The sequence below is a fragment of the Phenylobacterium sp. GW823-FHT02A09 genome (assembly GCF_058797775.1).
The window spans coordinates 381,247-398,874 of sequence record NZ_JBXAJZ010000003.1; the positions used below are offsets into that span (position 1 = coordinate 381,247).

General features: G+C 70.0%; 18 protein-coding genes. 8 read left to right on the plus strand and 10 right to left on the minus strand.

Annotated elements, in window-relative coordinates; genetic code table 11:
• Nucleotides 1–13: 13 nt before the first annotated feature.
• Nucleotides 14–1,786, minus strand: coding sequence for an acyl-CoA dehydrogenase (locus AC1Q87_RS14505; protein WP_492609633.1), 1,773 nt, complete (start codon nt 1,784–1,786; stop codon nt 14–16).
• A 149-nt stretch (nt 1,787–1,935) separates the two neighbouring features.
• Between AC1Q87_RS14505 and AC1Q87_RS14510 the strand changes: the two genes are divergently transcribed.
• Entirely contained in the window at nt 1,936–2,328 is a 393-nt protein-coding gene (locus tag AC1Q87_RS14510; protein ID WP_492609634.1) for a GFA family protein, read from the plus strand.
• Between the two features lie 4 nt (nt 2,329–2,332).
• Here AC1Q87_RS14510 and AC1Q87_RS14515 read toward each other — a convergent pair whose 3' ends face one another.
• Together AC1Q87_RS14515 and AC1Q87_RS14520 are read right to left on the minus strand one after the other, a co-directional pair.
• A complete protein-coding gene (locus AC1Q87_RS14515) occupies nt 2,333–3,070 on the minus strand; it encodes a hypothetical protein (RefSeq protein ID WP_492609635.1) in 738 nt (245 codons plus the stop codon).
• Nucleotides 3,071–3,149: 79 nt separating this feature from the next.
• Nucleotides 3,150–3,803, minus strand: a complete 654-nt coding sequence (locus tag AC1Q87_RS14520) for a J domain-containing protein (protein WP_492609636.1) — start codon at nt 3,801–3,803, stop codon at nt 3,150–3,152.
• Between the two features lie 52 nt (nt 3,804–3,855).
• On the opposite strand from AC1Q87_RS14520, the gene AC1Q87_RS14525 reads away from it, so the two are divergent.
• The 4 genes from AC1Q87_RS14525 to AC1Q87_RS14540 all read left to right on the plus strand — a co-directional run bounded on the left by AC1Q87_RS14525 (nt 3,856) and on the right by AC1Q87_RS14540 (nt 7,938).
• Nucleotides 3,856–4,131 (plus strand): BolA family protein, encoded by a 276-nt coding sequence (locus tag AC1Q87_RS14525; protein ID WP_492609637.1) that lies wholly within the window; start codon nt 3,856–3,858, stop codon nt 4,129–4,131.
• Between the two features lie 95 nt (nt 4,132–4,226).
• Entirely contained in the window at nt 4,227–4,733 is a 507-nt protein-coding gene (locus tag AC1Q87_RS14530) for a 2Fe-2S iron-sulfur cluster-binding protein (RefSeq protein WP_492609638.1), read from the plus strand.
• Nucleotides 4,730–5,677: an FAD binding domain-containing protein gene (locus tag AC1Q87_RS14535; RefSeq protein WP_492609639.1), complete on the plus strand. Its 948-nt coding sequence runs from the start codon at nt 4,730–4,732 to the stop codon at nt 5,675–5,677. The genes AC1Q87_RS14530 and AC1Q87_RS14535 overlap by 4 nt, the downstream gene beginning before the upstream one ends.
• Nucleotides 5,674–7,938 carry a molybdopterin cofactor-binding domain-containing protein gene (locus AC1Q87_RS14540; RefSeq protein ID WP_492609640.1) on the plus strand — a complete coding sequence of 755 codons (2,265 nt, stop codon included), beginning with the start codon at nt 5,674–5,676 and terminating at the stop codon, nt 7,936–7,938. Before AC1Q87_RS14535 ends, AC1Q87_RS14540 begins: the two co-directional genes overlap by 4 nt.
• Nucleotides 7,939–8,074: 136 nt before the next feature.
• Here AC1Q87_RS14540 and AC1Q87_RS14545 read toward each other — a convergent pair whose 3' ends face one another.
• The 6 genes from AC1Q87_RS14545 to AC1Q87_RS14570 all read right to left on the minus strand — a co-directional run bounded on the left by AC1Q87_RS14545 (nt 8,075) and on the right by AC1Q87_RS14570 (nt 13,121).
• On the minus strand, nt 8,075–8,338 hold the full coding sequence (locus tag AC1Q87_RS14545) for a hypothetical protein (RefSeq protein WP_492609641.1): 264 nt from the start codon (nt 8,336–8,338) through the stop codon (nt 8,075–8,077).
• A 125-nt stretch (nt 8,339–8,463) separates the two neighbouring features.
• Nucleotides 8,464–8,841, minus strand: coding sequence for a response regulator (locus AC1Q87_RS14550; RefSeq protein WP_492609642.1), 378 nt, complete (start codon nt 8,839–8,841; stop codon nt 8,464–8,466).
• A complete protein-coding gene (locus tag AC1Q87_RS14555; RefSeq protein ID WP_492609643.1) occupies nt 8,838–10,088 on the minus strand; it encodes a sensor histidine kinase in 1,251 nt (416 codons plus the stop codon). The genes AC1Q87_RS14550 and AC1Q87_RS14555 overlap by 4 nt, the downstream gene beginning before the upstream one ends.
• Before the next feature lie 95 nt (nt 10,089–10,183).
• Nucleotides 10,184–11,461 (minus strand): HlyC/CorC family transporter, encoded by a 1,278-nt coding sequence (locus AC1Q87_RS14560; RefSeq protein ID WP_492610018.1) that lies wholly within the window; start codon nt 11,459–11,461, stop codon nt 10,184–10,186.
• A gap of 2 nt (nt 11,462–11,463) precedes the next feature.
• Nucleotides 11,464–12,576, minus strand: a complete 1,113-nt coding sequence (aroB, locus tag AC1Q87_RS14565; RefSeq protein ID WP_492609644.1) for a 3-dehydroquinate synthase — start codon at nt 12,574–12,576, stop codon at nt 11,464–11,466.
• On the minus strand, nt 12,573–13,121 hold the full coding sequence (locus AC1Q87_RS14570) for a shikimate kinase (protein WP_492609645.1): 549 nt from the start codon (nt 13,119–13,121) through the stop codon (nt 12,573–12,575). Before AC1Q87_RS14570 ends, aroB begins: the two co-directional genes overlap by 4 nt.
• A 68-nt stretch (nt 13,122–13,189) precedes the next feature.
• Between AC1Q87_RS14570 and AC1Q87_RS14575 the strand changes: the two genes are divergently transcribed.
• The gene (locus AC1Q87_RS14575; RefSeq protein ID WP_492609646.1) at nt 13,190–14,500 is read left to right on the plus strand and encodes a hypothetical protein; all 1,311 of its coding nucleotides are present in this window, start codon (nt 13,190–13,192) and stop codon (nt 14,498–14,500) included.
• Nucleotides 14,497–15,405 carry a site-specific tyrosine recombinase XerD gene (locus AC1Q87_RS14580; protein WP_492609647.1) on the plus strand — a complete coding sequence of 303 codons (909 nt, stop codon included), beginning with the start codon at nt 14,497–14,499 and terminating at the stop codon, nt 15,403–15,405. The genes AC1Q87_RS14575 and AC1Q87_RS14580 overlap by 4 nt, the downstream gene beginning before the upstream one ends.
• 74 nt (nt 15,406–15,479) lie before the next feature.
• On the opposite strand, the gene AC1Q87_RS14585 is transcribed toward AC1Q87_RS14580, so the two are convergent.
• Nucleotides 15,480–16,436: a YMGG-like glycine zipper-containing protein gene (locus tag AC1Q87_RS14585; RefSeq protein WP_492609648.1), complete on the minus strand. Its 957-nt coding sequence runs from the start codon at nt 16,434–16,436 to the stop codon at nt 15,480–15,482.
• A 170-nt stretch (nt 16,437–16,606) separates the two neighbouring features.
• Between AC1Q87_RS14585 and AC1Q87_RS14590 the strand changes: the two genes are divergently transcribed.
• A complete protein-coding gene (locus AC1Q87_RS14590) occupies nt 16,607–17,569 on the plus strand; it encodes an acetyl-CoA carboxylase carboxyltransferase subunit alpha (RefSeq protein WP_492609649.1) in 963 nt (320 codons plus the stop codon).
• The last annotated feature ends 59 nt before the right edge of the window (nt 17,570–17,628 follow it).

The window sequence follows — 17,628 nt, forward strand, 5'->3', positions numbered from 1 at the left end:
GGAGAAGGAAGCTTCAGAACCCCTCGGCGTCGAGGTCGACGGCGATGTCGGAGCCCGCGGCGAGGTCGAGCCAGAGGGCGATGCGGGGCATTTCCTGTTCGAAGAAGTAGCGGCAGGCAGCGACCTTGCCGGCGGTGAAGGCGTCGGCGGGGAGCGTCTTGGCGGCCAGCGCCATGTCGAGCCACAGCCAGCCGACCAGCGCATGGCCGAAGGCGCGCAGGGCGCTAGTGGCGCCGGCCAGGGCGTGCGGGGTCAGCGGCGCGGCGATGTCCCTGGCGAAGGCGGCGATCTGCTCCCAGGCGGCGAGCAGGGCCTGAGCGTTCGCCGCGAGGACGGCGTCGCCTTGCGCCGCGGCGGCGGTGGCTTCGATGCGGGCGCGCAGCTCGGCCAGGGCGGCCGGATCGCGGGCCAGCTTGCGGCCGACCAGGTCGATGCCCTGGACGCCGGTCGTGCCCTCGTGGATCGGGTTGAGGCGGTTGTCGCGGTAGATCTGCTCGACGTCGAAGTCGCGGGTGTAGCCGTAGCCGCCGTGGATCTGGATGGCGAGGTCGTTGGCGGCCAGGCCCATCTCCGAGGGCCAGGTCTTGGCGGCCGGGGTCAGCAGGTCGAGCAGGCGGCGCGCGGCCTCGGGGTCGGCGCCCGTCTGCTCCTCGTCGAGCAGGCGCGCGCAGTAGAAGATCAACGCCATGGCGCCCTCGGCGTAGGCCTTCTGGGCCAGCAGCATGTTCCGGACGTCGGGGTGGCCGATGATCGGGGCCGGCGCATTGGCCCCTGCCGGGCGGCCCTGCAGCCGCTCCTGGGCGTAGGCCAGCGACTGCCGGTAGCCGCGATAGCCGAGCATGGCGGCGCCGAGGCCGACATTGATGCGGGCCTCGTTCATCATCTGGAACATCTGCGCCAGGCCCTGGCCGACCTCGCCGACCAGGTAGCCGACCGCGCCGGGCCGGCCGCCGGGCGCGTGGGCGCCGTCGCCGAAGGCCAGCACGGTGTTGGGGATGCCGCGATAGCCCATCTTGTGATTGAGGCCGGTGACGACGACGTCGTTGCGCGCGCCATCCAGGACCTTGGGCACGATGAAGAGGGAGATGCCCTTGACGCCCGGCAGCGGCTTGCCGTCCGGGCCAGGGGTCTTGGCCAGCACCAGGTGGACGATGTCGCCGGTGATGTCGTGGTCGGCGCCGCTGATCCACATCTTGCCGCCGCGCAGGCGGTAGCGGGCGCCCAGGGCGTCGTCGCCGTCGGGCGTCGCCAGGGTGGTGATGTCGGCGAGCGAGGAGCCGGCCTGCGGCTCGGACAGGCACATGGTGCCGAGCGCCTCGCCGGCGATCTGCGGCTGGGCGAAGGCGGCGACCTGGGCGGGCGTGCCGAAGGTCGCGATCAGCCGGGCGTTGGCCATGGTCAGCATCGGGAAGGCCGAGGCCGAGATGTTGGCGGCCATGAACGCGGCCATCGAGGCGCTGGCGGCGACGATCGGCAGCTGCAGGCCGCCGAGATCGGCCTCGAAGGTTCCGGCCATCAACCCGGCGGCGGCGTACTGGCGCACGGCGTCGGCGATCTCGGGGATGACGTGGACGCCGGCCGCGTCGAGCCACGGCTCGCGCTGGTCGGCGGGCTTGTAGGCGGGGACGAACACTTCGGCGGCCAGGCCCTCGCTGAGGTCGAGAACCGCGTCGAGGGTTTCGCGCGAATGGTCGGCGAAGCGCGGCTGCGCAAGCAGGTCCTCGATCTTCAGCCAGTCGAACAGCAGGAAGTCGAGATCGCGGCGGTTCAGGTGGTAGCTGCTCATCGATACGCCCTCGCGGCGCACCTGCGCGCCGGGGCGGGTGCTAGCAGACGCGCCTTGACTTGCAAATTGAAACTTATTGAGCTGCGCGCCTGCTGACAGCATGCTGGCGGCAGGGGGCGAGCAGGATCTTCGCAATGAAGGAGGCGAGGATGATCCGGGGAAGCTGCAACTGCGGGACGGTCAGGTTCGAACTGGCCGCGCCGCCGACGATGATGGGGACCTGCCACTGCTCGCGCTGCCGCAAGGCCGGGGCGGGGACGTTCGTGATCGTGGCGCGCGAGACGCTGAACTGGATCGCCGGGCGCGAGGACGTCGCCAGCTATCTGCCCGACCCGCCGTTCAAGTACGCGCGGTGTTTCTGCCGCCGTTGCGGGACCGGGCTGGGGGAGATCGCCTCGGAGGCGGAGAGCTTCCCGATCGCCGCCCACTGCCTGGACGACGACCCGCAGGTGCGCAACCGCTTCCACGAGTGGGTGTCGGTCAAGCCGGCCTGGTACGAGATCTGCGACAGCGCCAAGCAGTTCCCGGAGAACCCGGGATAGGGCGTCAGCTCATGCTGGCGAGCGTTTTCACGTAGTCGCCCAGGTGCGGCTCCACGAGGCGCGCGACCTCGTTGAGCAGCAGGAGCAAAAGGAGCCAGCCCGCTGTCCAAAGCAGCGCTCGCTTGAAGAAGGAGGCGGCGATGATGGTCATCAGCGCCATGGCTCCTGGCATCCAGCTTATCATGAGCAGCCGATAAGCCTGAGTATGAGGGATCAGCTGCTGCTTCGCGATTAGGGGAACCAGCGACACGCCAATCGAGACGAGCGACAGCAGGACGACGACCCCGATGAGCGGGATTGCGACACAAAAGAAGACGACGAAGGCCGTCACGCAGAGCGCACAGAACAGGTACTCGAAGCGGCGCCTGGGTAGATCGGCCATCATGTCGTCGATCGCCGCCTTGCCCTTCTCGTTGCCCCAAAACGACCTGAGCATGTCGAGGAATGAGATTCCCCGAGTGGTGAGAAGTTGGCCGTTGATCGCCGCCAGGCCGAGCCCGAGGATCGTCAGGGCGTCTCGCGTGCGGTCCGGCAGATGGAAGGGCAGCCAGCCATAGAGCGTGTTCTGGATCTCGCGGAAAATCGCCACGAGCAGCTTCATGCTAAGCGAGAGCGTAATCAGGCCCTGGGCGCTTCCGATGATATTGAAGGTCGCCACGACGCCCAGAAAGAAGGTGATCCGGGTCATCGCCGTGGCGATCGGGTGGCGTTGCTCTTTGGCCTCGATGACGTCTTCGCTCATGGCGCGCACCTTCTCGGAGGGTGCGACAAGCTTAACTACAGCGGCCGGTTGTTCGTCCAGCGTGCGCCGGCGTCGCCCCTCAGGCCATCTTGGCCTTCCTGAGGACCTGGTAGGCCTTGATCACGCGCTGGAGCTTGTGTTCGGCCGAGCGGTCGCCGCCGTTGGAGTCGGGGTGGGTGCGCTTGACCAGCTCGATGTAGCGGGCGCGGATGGTCGGGCCGTCGGCGTCCTCGTCGAGATCGAGGTCGGCCAGGGCGTTGCGCTCGAGCTTGCCGAGACGGCGGGCCGGCTCAGCGGCCTTGGCCTGCGGCTTGGCGCCGGCCCCGAACAGGCTGAACGGGTCGGCGTAGCCTTCGCCCTTGCCGAAGCCGTGGGCGGCGCCGGCGGCCTCGCGCGAGAACTTGCTGGCCTTGAACTGCCAGGTCGGGCGGTCGCCGACCGCGCTCTGGGCCTGGCGCTTGCGGATCTCGCCCTCGCTCATGCCGGCGAAGAAGTCCCACTGCTTGTTGTACTCGGCCGCGTGCGGCTGGCAGAACCAGTAGTGCTCGTTGAGCATGTCGCGGGATTTCGGGGCGCGCGCCGTCGCCGCCGTCCGGCAGCCCGGATGGTCGCAAGCCCGTTCGCCGGGCTTCAGCGCATAGACATCGTCGTTCCGCTTGGCCTCCTCCTCCGAACCGGGGGGACGCACACGGATATCGACGAACTTAGGCTTGTATTGAAACGCGCCGGCCATGGCCCAAGTATGAAGCTCCCTGAGTCCCTTTCAAGAATTGAACATCGATACGATGGGCGCCATATTTGAGGCCATCCACCACAAGCTGAACGCGGCGTTTTCGCCCACCCGGCTCGAAGTCGTCGACGACTCCGACAGGCATGCCGGGCATAGCGGCGCCCGCGAGGGCGGCGAAAGTCACTTCAACGTGCTGATCGAGTCCGCGGCCTTCGCCGGGGTGTCGAAGGTGGTGCGTCAACGCCTGGTCTACAAGGCCCTGGCCGACGAACTGGCCGGCCCGCTGCATGCGCTGTCGGTGAAGGCGATCGCGCCCGGCGAGGCGGCCTAAAACTTCTATCGCGGACCGGAACGAGCGTTTGAACGTTCGTAGCTGGGCCGACATAATAAACGCGTATGTGAGCGCTCACATCTGGGGAGGTGGGGATGCAGACGACGATCACGGTCAATGGGACGGCGCGTACGCTCGACGTCGATCCGCGGACCACCCTGCTGGACGCCCTGCGCGAGCACCTGGGCCTGACGGGCTCGAAGAAGGGCTGCGACCACGGCCAGTGCGGCGCCTGCACCGTGCTGGTGAACGGCGTGCGAATCAATTCCTGCCTCTCGATCCTGGCGATGCACGACGGCGACCAGGTGACGACCATCGAGGGCCTGGGTCAGCCGGGCGCGCTGCATCCGGTGCAGCAGGCGTTCCTGGAGAACGACGCCCTGCAGTGCGGCTACTGCACGCCGGGACAGATCTGCTCGACGGTCGGCATGCTGCAGGAGGCGGCCGATGGCTGGGCCAGCCGCGAGACCGCCGACCTGACTGCGCCGACGTCGCTGAGCGACGCGGAGATCCGCGAGCGGATGAGCGGCAACATCTGTCGCTGCTCGGCCTATCCGCAGATCCTGGCGGCGATCCGCGACCTGGCCGGAGAGCCGGCATGAAGCCCTTTACCTACGAGCGGGCCAGCGACGCCCAGGCGGCGGTGAAGGCGGTGGCCGAAAATCCGGGCGCCAAGTTCCTGGCCGGCGGCACCAACCTGCTGGACCTGATGAAGCTGGAGATCGAACGGCCGACCCACCTGGTCGACGTCGGGCGGCTGCCGTTCGCCGGGATCGAGGCGACCGCCGAGGGGGGCCTCCGGATCGGCGGGGCGATGACCAACGCCAAGCTGGCGGCGCATCCGAAGGTGCGCGAGCTCTATCCGGTGCTGGCGCGGGCGATCCTGGCCGGCGCCTCGGGCCAGCTGCGCAACAAGGCGACGACGGCCGGCAACCTGCTGCAGCGGACGCGCTGCGATTATTTCTACGACACCGCCAAGCCCTGCAACAAACGCCAGCCGGGTTCGGGCTGCAGCGCGATCGGCGGGCCGGGCGGCTATGGCGCGATCTTCGGGGCCAGCGAGGCCTGCATCGCCACCCATACCTCGGACATGGCCGTGGCGCTGACGGCGCTGGACGCCAGCGTCGAGACGATGACCCCCGACGGCGGGACGCGGACCATCAAGGTCGAGGCGCTGCACCGGCTGCCCGGGGCGACGCCGCAGGTCGAGACCGACCTGGCGGCCGGCGAATTGATCACCACGGTGGTGCTGCCGCCGCCGCCGGCGGGCGGACAGGCCTACGCCAAGGTCCGCGACCGGGCGTCCTACGCGCACGGCCTGGCCATGGTGGCGGTGGCCGGCGGGCGGGTGGCGTTCGGCGCGGTGGCGCACAAGCCCTGGCGCGCGGCCAGGGCTGAAGAGGCGCTGGCGGCCGGGGCGAGCGCGGCCGAGGCGGCGAGCGCCGAAGTGGCGCGCGCCGACGCCGACGACCGCCGCACGCACAAGATCGCCCTGGTCCGCCGGCTGGCGGCCGCGACCATCGAAGACGCCGGGAGCGCCCGATGACCTCTGTCCGCGACTGGGCTGCGCCCAACCCCGTCACCGAGAACCGCGGCGGCGTGATCGGCAAGGGCGTCGACCGCTACGAAGGCGCGCTGAAGGTCACCGGGACCGCGCCCTACGCCTATGACACCGTGGCGCCCTCGCCGCCGGCGATCGGGGTGCTGGTCACCGCGACGATCCCGCGCGGGAAGGTGACGTCGGTGGACACGGCGGCCGCCGAGGCTTCGCCGGGCGTGCAGCTGGTCTGGACGCACCTGAACGTGCCGACCCAGGCGCCGCGGGGCACGCGGGCCAATCCGCGCAGCCAGAGGGCCTCAAACCCGGCGCTAGGGAGCGACCGGGTCGAGTACTACGGCCAGAGCGTCGCCTTCGTGGTGGCCGACACTTTCGAGAACGCGCGGGCCGCGGCCGAGCTGGTGAAGGTTGAGTATGCGACCGAGCCGGCGGTGGTCGATTTCCTGGCCAGCTTCGACCAGGCGACCCTGCCGCCGGACGAGGAGGACGTGCACATCGGCGACTTCCACGGCGCCTTCGCCGCCGCGCCGGTGACCATCGACGAGAGCTATTTCAGCCCGCTGCAGAACCATGTGCAGATGGAGCCCTGCGCCACCGTCGCCTGGTGGGAGGGCGACAAGGTCACGGTGCACACCTCGATCCAGATGGTGAAGGGCGGGCAGCACGCCCTGGCCGAGACCTTGGCGATCCCGTCGACCGACGTGCACCTGCTGACCCGCTACATCGGCGGCGGGTTCGGCGGGAAGGGGCAGCCCTACGACGACCTGATCCTGTCGGCGCTGGCGGCGCGGGAGCTCGGGCGGCCGGTCAAGGTCGCCTACACCCGCCAGCAGATGTTCCACGGCACCATCCACCGCCCGGCGGTGAACATGCGCGTGCGGCTGGGGGCCGATCCGGACGGGCGGCTGTCCGCCTTCGCGGTCGAGGCGACCACGCACTGCGCGCGGGCGGCGACCTTCACCGAGCACGCGGCCAACTTCTCGCGCAACCTCTACGCCGCGCCCAACCGGCTGACTGGCCACCGCCTGGTGCGGATGGACCTGCCGCACGCAGGGCCGATGCGGGCGCCGGGCGAGGCGCCGGGCATGCTGAGCCTGGAATGCGCGATGGACGAACTGGCCGAGAAGCTCGGCCTCGATCCGATCGAGCTGCGCATCCGCAACGAGCCGGACATCGACCCGGAGACCGGCAAGCCGTTCTCGATCCGCCAGCTGGTGCGCTGCATGACCGAGGGCGCGCAGCGGTTCGGTTGGGAGCGCCGCAACCCGGTCCCTGGCCAGGTCCGCGACGGGCGCTGGATGGTCGGCATGGGCATGGCCGCGGCGATCCGCGGCAACTTCCTGCTGCCGGCCAAGGCCGGGGTGCGGATCGACGCCGGCGGGATCATCACCCTGCGCCAGGGCATGACCGACATCGGCACCGGCACCTATACGATCCTGCAGCAGATCACCGCCGAGACCCTGGGCGTGCCGCTGGGCCACGTGCGGGTCGAGATCGGCGACTCCGACTTCCCGCCGGCCCCCGGCTCGGGCGGCCAGTTCGGGGCGGCGACGGCCGGATCGGCGGCGTTCGAGGCCGGGATGAACCTGCGCCGGGCGCTGACCGAACTGGCGGTGGGCGATCCGAACTCGCCGCTCTATGGCGGGCCGGCCGAGTACGTGACCTTCGAGAACGGAAATATCGCCATCGAGAACCGCAGCGAGACGCTGGCGGCGCTGGTGCGGCGAGCCGCGCCCGACGGGGTCTATGTCGAGGGCTCGATCTCGCCGGCGGCCGATGCGCGCGACTATTCCCAGCATACCTATGGCGCGCACTTCGCCGAGGTGGGGGTGAACCAGGTCACCGGCGAGGTGCGGCTGCGCAAGATGTTCGGCGTGTTCGCCGCCGGGCGGATCCTCAACGCCAAGACCGCCAAGAGCCAGATCACCGGCGGGATGATCTGGGGCGTGGGCACGGCGCTGACCGAGGTCAACGCCGTCGATCCGCGCTTCGGCTCGCTTATGAACCAGGACATGGCCGAGTACCTGGCGCCGGTGCACGCCGACATCGTCGACCTGGACTCGATGTTCCTCGACGAGGCCGACGACAAGGCCAATCCGATGGGCATCAAGGGGGTCGGCGAACTGGGCATCGCCGGGGCCGGGGCGGCGATCGCCAACGCCATCTACAACGCCACCGGCGTGCGCCTCCGCGACTATCCGATGACCCCGGACAAGGTGCTGGCCGGGCTGATGGCGAAGGGGCTGTAAGCGTCGGGTGCTCCCCCGCTGGGGGAGCTGCCAGCCGAACGGCTGACTGAGGGGGACATCGACGTCCGCTGCTTGAGAGCGGTCCCCCTCCGTCTCGGCGCTTTGCGCCGATCCACCTCCCCCAGCGGGGGAGGATCTAGGTGATGGGCCACTCGATGCGCAGCGGCGGGACGCCGGCTCGGCAGCGGGCGCTCGCACGTGCGGCGGCGAGGAATTCCGGGATGCGATCCCGGGGTGCGGCTCCGCGGATGATGTCGCCGAGGACCATGTCCGACTGGCTGCAATCGGTCGGAATGGTGATTTCGTAGCGGCCGTCGCCGAGTTCGCCCACGTGGGAGATGGGATAGCCGCCGGGGCGGTACGTGTAGGAGAAGTCTATCAGCCCCTCGCGGAAGCGCACGTTGTCGGAGCGGCCGACCGGAAGTTCGAAGTGGAGATAGCCTTGGGGAGCGTCGGCGCTGCGGTCGCGGCCAGCAGGCTGGCCACGACGCTTGCCGTGGCCGAAACCAGAATGGTCACGTCGGATTATCCTACCCGCGGAAGAAGCTCGCCGAGGATGCGGGCGAGGTCGCCTTCGCGGAAGGGCTTCTGGAGGACCGGCGAGCCCTTGTCGGCCTCGCGCAGGCCGGCGTCGCCGTAGCCGGTGGCGAAGGCGAAGGGGGCGCCCTTCTCGCGCAACAGGTCGGCGAGCGGGAAGATCGGCTGGCCGCCGAGGTTCACGTCCAGCACCGCGCAGTCGAGCTCGACGCTGTTGGCCAGTTCGATGGCTTCCTCGAGCCGAGACGCGGGCCCGACCACCTTGCAGCCCAGGTCTTCGAGCATGTCCTCGATGAGCATCGAGACCATCATCTCGTCTTCGACCACCAGGACCCGCAGGCCGGCCAGGTCGCTAAGTCCGGTCATTCGGAGGGCTCCAAGACGTGAAGGGGAAGATCCATCCGGCAGGATAATCCTGTTGGATGATAGTCCAGTCGGACGCGGCCAGCGAGTTCTCCCGCAAGACCGCGCTCGAGAAGTCGGCTGCCGAAGCCCTGGCGCTCCGGCTTGACCACCTTGGGCCCGCCGGACTCGGTCCATTCGATCATCAGGCGGCGGTCGGATTGCTGGTCGTCGAGGCGCAGGCGCAGCGCCACGTGGCCGGCCGGCGTCGACAGGGCGCCGTACTTCAGCGCGTTGGTCGCCAGCTCGTGAAACGCCATGCCGAGCGCCACCGCCGCCTTGGGCCGCAGCCGCACGTCCTGGTCGCCCTGGAGGGTGAAGCGCGCGCCGCCGCCCTGGCGTCCGCCGCTGTAGGGACGCAGTTCGGCGGCCAGGATGTCGAACAGGCTGGCGCCTTCCCAGTTCTGGGCGGTGAGCAGGTTGTGGGTCTGCGAGAGGGCCATCAGCCGAGCTTCGAACGCCTTGTAGTAGGTGTCGATATCCTTGGCGTTAACCAGGCTCTGGCGGGCCAGGGATTGCACCGAGGCCAGGGTGTTTTTGACCCGATGGTTCAGCTCGTTGAGCAGCAGCACCTGGCGCTCCTCGGCCAGCACGCGCTCGCGGACCTCGGCGCGGGCGGATTGGTGCAGGCGGACATTGTCGATGGCGACGGCCGCCTGGGCGCCGACCCCGGCCATCAGGTGCTCGAGTCGTTCGGAGAAGCGGCCGGGTTCAGGGTGGCCGAACAGCAGCGCGCCCAGCACCTCCCCCGAACGGGAGATCACCGGCACGCCGAGATAGCTGCGCACCGGCAGGTGGCCCTTGGGCATGCCCTGGAACGGGGCGTTGCGGCCGTAGCGCGGGTCGGCGGTGATGTCGTCGCTGCGCAGGATGCCTTCGCCGTTGAAGGTCGGCGCGAAGACCGCGGTCTTGCGGACCATCGGGAAGTGGTCGAAGGCCGAGCGCGGCGCGCCCGACAGCGAGTAGAGGGTCAGCGTGTCGCCGTTGTCGTCGAAGGCCGTATAGAAAAAGGCGCCGAAGGCGGCGCCGGTCAGCTCCACGCCGCCGTCGACGACGATCTGTACGATCTGCTCGAGGTCGCCGCCGGCGCCGATGGCCGCGGCGATGCGGTTGAGCGCGTCGGCGCGGACGGTCTCTTCGGCGAGGGCCGCGCGGGCGCTCGCCAAGCGCGCTTCCAGCGCCTCGATCCTGGCGGACGTCGTCTCAGTCATGCTCACGGTATCGCACGGCGCCCCAGAACTGTGCCGACTTAGGCTGCAAACCAAAGTTGTTTTATCAGCTAGGTCAAGAGGCTACGCCTAATGAACTAGTCTTGTTCGCTCCGCTGGGGCGGTGAGATCTTGATCGCGGTGATCTGATTGCGCTCGCGCCGCACGATCTGGAAGCGATGACCATAGAACGTCCAGGTCTGACCGACCTTCGGAATGGTCTGGGCCTCGTGGATGACCAGGCCTGCGACGGTGACCGCGTCGTCGTCGGGCAGGTCCCAGTCGAGGGCGCGGTTGAGATCGCGGATAGCCACCCAGCCGTCGACCACCACCGCGCCGTCGGCCTGGCGGCGCACGCCGTCGAGGGCGCTGTCGTGCTCGTCCTCGATCTCGCCGACGATCTCCTCGAGGATGTCCTCAAGCGTGATCAGCCCCTGCAGGGCGCCGTATTCGTCGACCACCAGGGCGAAATGGTTCTGGCGCTTGAGGAAGGCGGCGAGCTGGTCCTTGAGCGAGGTGGTCTCAGGGATGAACCACGGCTCGCGGGCCAGGGCCGGCAGGTCGATGGTCTCCAGCGGCGCGCCGGCCAGGGCGGTCAGCACGTCCTTGGCGTGCAGCACGCCGACGATGTTCTCCGGGTCGTCGCGATAGAGCGGCACGCGGCTGTGACCGGTCTCCAGGAGTTCGGCCAGCACCTCCTTAGGCGACAGCGCCGCGTCGATCATCGAGATCGAGCGCCGGTGGACCATGACCTGGGTGACGTCCATCTCCGACAGGTCCAGCACGCCGCCGAGCATGTGGCGGTCGCTGCTGGCGACCAGGCCTTCGGAGTGGTGGTACTCGACCGCGCCGCGGATCTCCTCGTGAGCGGCCAGGACATCGGTCTCCATCGACAGCTTGATGCCGAACGGGCGCAGAGTCTGACGCACGATCCACTGGGCGCCGTTGGCCAGCGGGCCGAAGATGCGCACCACCCACCAGGTCGGGATCGACAGGGCGCGGGCGACGTCGTCGGCGCGGGCGATGGCCAGGGTCTTGGGCAGGATCTCGCTGAACACGACGATCAGCACAGTCATCACCGCGGTGGCGAGCAGGGCGCCGACCGGACCGGGAAACGCCGTGGACAGCGCCACGGTGGTGAGCGCCGAGGCGCCGATGTTGATGACGTTGTTGGAGAGCAGGATGGCCCCGATCATCTTCTCCTGATCGGCCATCATGCGGTTGACGCGCTTGGCGGCGCGGTCGCCCTCGCGTTCGAGCTGGTGCATCCGCGCGCGGCTGGCGGCGGTCATCGAGGTTTCGGCCGCCGAGATCAGGCCCGAGAGCGAGAGCAGAACGACCAGCACGGGCGCCAGGCCCGCGAGGACGGCGAAGATCGTCACAGAAGCGCGCCTTCAGCGACCAGGAAGTCGCGGACGGCCTGGCCGTCGACGTTCTTGGCGACGAACGCATCGCCCAGGGCGCGGGCGAGGATGAAGGTCAGGCGCCCGCCCTCGGCCTTCTTGTCCTGGCCCATGTGGCGCACGAGCTTGCGTGCGTCGAAGGCGCCGGAGCCGACCTGGTCAAGGCGGGTGGGCAGGCCGACGGCGGCGATGGCGGTCTCGGCGCGCTGGGCGTCCTGGGCCGAGCACAGCCCCTGGGCGGCCGAGAAGCGGAAAGCGATGGCGCTGCCGGCGGCGACGGCCTCGCCGTGCAGCAGGGCTTCGCCGTAGCCGGTCTCGGCCTCCAGCGCGTGGCCGAAGGTGTGGCCGAGGTTGAGAAGGGCGCGGCGGCCGGCTTCCTTCTCGTCGGCCTCGACGATCTCGGCCTTCATCTCGACCGAGCGGGCGACGGCGTAGGCCAGGGCGTCGGGATCGCGGGCGAGTACGGCCGGGCCGTTGGCCTCCAGCCACTCGAAGAACGCGAAGTCGCCGAGCAGGCCGTACTTGATGATCTCGGCGTAGCCGGCGCGCATCTCGCGGTCGGGCAGGGTGGCCAGCAGGTCGAGGTCGGCGAGGACCAGCCGCGGCTGGTGGAAGGCGCCGATAAGGTTCTTGCCGCGCGGGGTGTCGATGGCGGTCTTGCCGCCGACCGAGGAGTCGACCTGGGCCAGCAGGGTGGTGGGGATCTGGATGAAGTCGACGCCGCGCTTGTAGATCGCGGCCGCGAAGCCGGCGAGGTCGCCGACCACGCCGCCGCCGAAGGCGATGATCAGGTCGCCGCGGTCGAGTTCCAGCTCGAGCAGCCGGTCGCAGACGTCGGAGAGGCCGTCCCAGCTCTTGGTCGGCTCGCCGGGCGGCACGACGATGGCCTGGGACGAGATGCCCGCCGCGGCGAGGGCGTCGGTCAACCGCTGACCGTGCAGCGCCCAGACTGTCTCGTCGCTGACGATGGCGGTGCGGCCTTGTTTGAGCATCGGGGCGAGGAGCACGCCGGCCTGGCCGAGCAGGTCCCCGCCGACCACGACGTCGTAGGCGCGATCGCCGAGGCCAACGCGGACGGTGCGGCTCATGGGGCTTGTTCCTCGAGGTGACGGGTCAGGGCGCGGATCACCTGGTCGACGGTGACGTGGTGGGCCGTGTCGCCGGTTTCGACGGTGATGTCGGCCTCGGCGTAGACAGGATATCGCTTCTCGGCGAGCTCGGTGAGCACGGCCAGCGGGTCCTTGCCCGAGAGCAGCGGGCGGCTGTCCTTGCGCGACACGCGGCGGACCAGCACCTCGAGGTCGGCCTTCAGCCAGACCGAGATCGAGCGTTCCTTGATCAGGGCGCGGGTCTCGTCGTTCATGAACGCGCCGCCGCCGGTGGCCAGTACGTGCGGCGGGTTTTCCAGCAGGCGGGTGATCACCCGGCGCTCGCCCTCGCGGAAGGCGGGCTCGCCCATCTCGGCGAAGATGTCGGGAATGGAACGGCCGGCGGCGGCCTCGATCTCGACGTCGGCGTCCTTGAACGGCAGGTCGAGCGCGTTGGCGAGGCGGCGGCCGACGCTTGATTTGCCGACCCCCATCAGGCCCACGAGGGTGATGGTGCGGGCGCGCAGCGGTGTGTAACGGTCCATGAACGGCCAGGGTCTTACACGAGCATGTGCCTCGACGCCAAGTTGACCCTACTGCAAAGCTGGCAAGGATGAGCCGTAAGCTTACTGTCCTGACCCTCGGCGCCGTCCTGATCGGCGCCGTTCCCGCCTTTGCGCAGCCGGCCGTGGAAGTGACGCCGCTGGCCGCCCCCGATGCTTTCGCCAACGGCGCGCGCGACACCGGACTGCCGGCCGACCTGTGGCGCGGGGCCTCGCTGGAGACGGCGCGCACGGTGCTGCCGCTGGTGGCCGCCAAGCCGTTGTCGCCGGCCGCCGCGGCGCTGACCCGGCGGGTGCTGGCGACCGGCGCCAACGGCCCCGAGGGCGCCGCCCAGGATCGCGACCTGGCCGGGGCGCGGATCGCCGCGCTGATCGCCCAGGGCGGGATCAAGGACGCTGCGAGCATCCTGTCGCGGACCTCGGGCCTGGAGAGCAATCCGGCGATGGCGCAGGCGGGCGCCGAGGCGGCGTTGCTGGCCGGCCAGGACGAGCGCGCCTGCAGCATCGGCGACAGCCTGGCGAGCGGCCGCGAGGACATCTACTGGCTGCGGCTGCGGGCCTATTGCCAGGCGCGGGCCGGCCAGTCCGACGCCGCCCATGTGACCTTCGACCTGGCCCAGGGGGTGGCGCGCGACGCCGTCTACGGGCGGCTGATGGGCGCCAAGCTGGCCGGAGCGGGTAATTCCGGCGCGGCCTCGCTGCGCAATGGATTGGACTATGCGCTGTCGCGCAGCCTGGGGCTGGACCTTGGCGCGGCGACGCCAGCGCCGGCGGTGGCCGCGGCGTTGGCGACCAGCGAGCCGGGCGCGGCGACCTGGAGCGTCGAGAGCGGGCCGGGTCCGCTGCAGGCGGCGATCGCCGCGGTGGCGGCCGGCGACCTGGCCGCGGCGCAGACGTTGCGGGCCGGGCTGACCGCCGACTCCGTTCCGGTCAACGAGCTGGCGTTGCTGGACGGGTTGATCGCAGCGGCGAGCGGCAAGCCGGACGGCCCGACCCTGGACCGGTTGGTCGAACGCGGCGCGGTCTCGGACGCCAAGGTCCGCGGCAAGATGCAGAACGCGGGGATCCTGCTGGCGGCGCTGGGCGCGCCGATGACGCCGCAGGCGCGCGGAGAGTTCGCGAAGTTCGCGGGGGCGGAGCCCGGCAAGGCGACGGTGGCGCGCGGCCTGGCGCTGGACCTGGCCGGCGAGGCGAAGCTGATGGGCGAGAGCGCGCTGCTGGCGTTGTGGATCAGCGCCGACGCCGGGGCGGCCGGGCCGACCACCGGCGACCGGGCGCGCATCGTGCGGGCGCTGCGGCTGGCCGGACTGGACGCCGACGCGCGGGCCTTCGCCGTCGAAGGGTTGCTGGCGCAGAGATGAACGGCGCCGGCTGGATCGAAGCCTTCCTGGAGATGATGGCCGGCGAGCGGGCCAGCGCTCGCAACACGCTGACCGCCTATGGCAAGGATCTGGCCGATGCGCAGGCCTTCCTGAAAGGACGCGGCGTCGATCTGAGCACCGCGGGAGCCGAGCAGGTCGAGGCCTATTTCGCGGCGCTGAGCGACCGCGGCATGTCGCCGGCGACGGCGGCGCGGCGGCGCTCGGCCGTGCGGCAGTTCTATCGGTTCGTGCTGGGCGAGGGCTGGCGCAGCGACGATCCCTCGCGCCGGGTCGACGCGCCGAAGAAGGGACGGCCGTTGCCCAAGGTGTTGAGCCGGGCGGAGGTCGACGCGATCATCGCCGCGGCCGGGGCGCGCGACGGCGGCCAGGGCCTGCGGCTGGCCTGCATGATCGAGCTGGCCTACGCCTCGGGCCTGCGGATCTCGGAGCTGACGGCGCTGCCGCTGTCGGTGCTGGCGCGCGATCCGGCCTATCTTATCGTCAAGGGCAAGGGCGGCAAGGAGCGGCTGGCGCCGCTGAACGAGGCCGCACGCGCCGCGGTGAAGGCCTATCTGGAGGTCCGCAAGACCTTCCTGCCGAAGGGCGACGCCGCAAACCCGTGGCTGTTTCCCTCGCGCAGCAAGGCCGGGCGGCTGACCCCGCGGCGGTTCGCCCAGCTGCTGGACGAGGCGGCGGCCGACGCCGGGATCGACCCGGCGCGGGTCAGCCCGCACGTCCTGCGCCACGCCTTCGCGACGCACCTGCTGGAGGGCGGGGCCGACTTGCGGGTGGTGCAGAAGCTGCTCGGCCACGCCGACATCGCCACCACCCAGATCTACACCCACGTCGCCGGCGAGCGGCTGCGCGAGGTGGTGGCGAGCAAGCACCCGCTGGCGAAGAAGTAGGGGCGGCGAGGTCGCTTACCCCTCATCCGACCCGCTGCGCGGGCCACCTTCTCCCGCAAGGGGAGAAGGATGACTCAGCTGGTGATCCGGTACCGGCCCGAGCCGTCAGGGCAGACGCGGACGTAGCGTTGCTCGCTGCTGGAGACCTGGGCCGGGGCCAGGCGGCACTGCATGCGGTCATAGTCGCCGTAGGCGTACTGGCCTGACTGGCGCGAGCGGTCGAAGTCGCTCTCCTGGTACGGGATGGTCTGGTCGTAGCTGTAGTAGTAGCCGCGCTCGTCGCACTTCGCCGAGGCGCGGCCGACCCCAAGGCCGATGCCGCCGCCGACCAGGGCGCCGAGCACCGCGCCTTCGGTGCGCACGCCGCGACCCGCGACGTTGGAGCCGAGCGCGCTGCCGAGCAGGGCGCCGATCAGCGCCCCGCCGATCGAGCGGTTGGTCTTGCTGTTGGTGCAGGACGGATCGTTGCTCATGTAGGCGGTGGTCGAGGCGTCCTGGGCGTAGGTGTCGGCGGTCCAGACCGGCGGCGGGCCGTAGGCGCGCTCGTAGGCGCCGGCGCCCCAGCGGCGGTCGTAGTCGGTGCGGGCGCGGTCATAGGCGGCCAACCGCTGTTCGTAGTCGAAGCGGCTTTGGCTGGAAGATGGCGCGCCGGTCGCCGGCTGGTAGCTCGGCTCGTTCCAGGTCGGGGCCGGACCGTAGGCCTGGGCGTAGGCGCCGTAGCCGTACTGGCGGTCGTACTGCTCGCGCGCGCGTTCCCAGCGGGCTCTGTCGGCCTCGTAGGCCTGGCGCTGCTGCTCGTAGGCGGCGCGGTCGGACTGGTAGCGGCTCTGGTCGTACTGCGACTGCGACGTCTGGCGCGGGTCGGAGTAGGGGTTCGGAGCCGGATACTGGCTCTGGTAGGTCGGCGGGTATTGGTTCTGATACGGCGGCTGGTACTGCCCCTGATACTGGCCCTGGTATTGGGCGTAGGCCGGCGGCGCGATCATCGCGACGGCTGCGGCGGCGGTGAGAACGGCTTTGGTGACGTGCATCGGCGGACTCCCTGGTTCGCAACAAAACGTGAGCGGGCCGGGGCAGTTGCAGCGCTGGGAGGCTGCCAGCTTGACGCGGGGCGCCCGATGGCTGTTCCTCGGGGTTGTGAGGCGGGCGCTTCGCGCCTAGTTTCCGCCCCTTCCGCAAACGGAAAGAGAAGATTCCTCGAATGGCCGCACACTATCTCGAGTTCGAGCGCCCCATCGCCGACCTCGAAGCGAAGATCGAGGAACTGTCGAAGCTGTCGGAAACGACCGGCTCGGGAACCCTGGACGCCGAGATCGAGGCGCTCCGCGCCCGCGCCCAGGAAGTCCGCAAGCAGGCCTATTCCAAGCTGGACGCCTGGCAGAAGACCCAGGTCGCGCGCCACCCGGATCGTCCGCACTTCATCGACTATGTCGGCGGGCTGATCGACGAGTTCGTCGAACTGCGCGGCGACCGCAAGTTCGCCGACGACCAGGCGCTGATCGGGGGCCTTGGCCGATTCCGCGGCCAGCCGGTGGTGGTGATGGGCCACGAAAAGGGCCGCGACACCGTCAGCCGGGTGAAACACAATTTCGGCTATGCGCGGCCCGAGGGCTATCGCAAGGCCATCCGCCTGATGGAGCTGGCCGAGCGCTTCAACCTGCCGGTCATCAGCTTCGTCGACACCCCGGCCGCCTATCCGGGCGTCGGCTCGGAAGAACGCGGGGTGGCCGAGGCCATCGCTCGCTCGACCGAGAAGAGCCTGATGTTGGAAGTGCCGATGATCGCCATCGTCACCGGCGAGGGCGGCTCGGGCGGGGCGCTGGGCATCGCCTGCGGCAACCGGGTGCTGATCCTGGAGCACGCGATCTATTCGGTGATCCCGCCGGAAGGCGCCAACTCGATCCTGTGGCGCGGCGCGCGCACGGCCGAGGAAGCGGCCAAGGCGATGAAGATCACCGCCCAGGACCTGATCGGCATGAAGATCGTCGACCGGATCATTCCGGAACCGCCGGGCGGCGCGCACTCCGACAAGGAGGCGATGGTCGCGCTGGTCGGCGAGGTGATCGCCGACGAACTGGCGAAGATCGCCGACATGACCACCGAGCAGCTGAAGAAGCAGCGCGCCGACCGCTTCTATGCGATCGGCCGCACCGGGCTGCAGTAGGTCTGCGCTCCAAACGGCTTGCCTGACGCGGCGTCGGCGGGCTCAGTGTCGTCCAAACA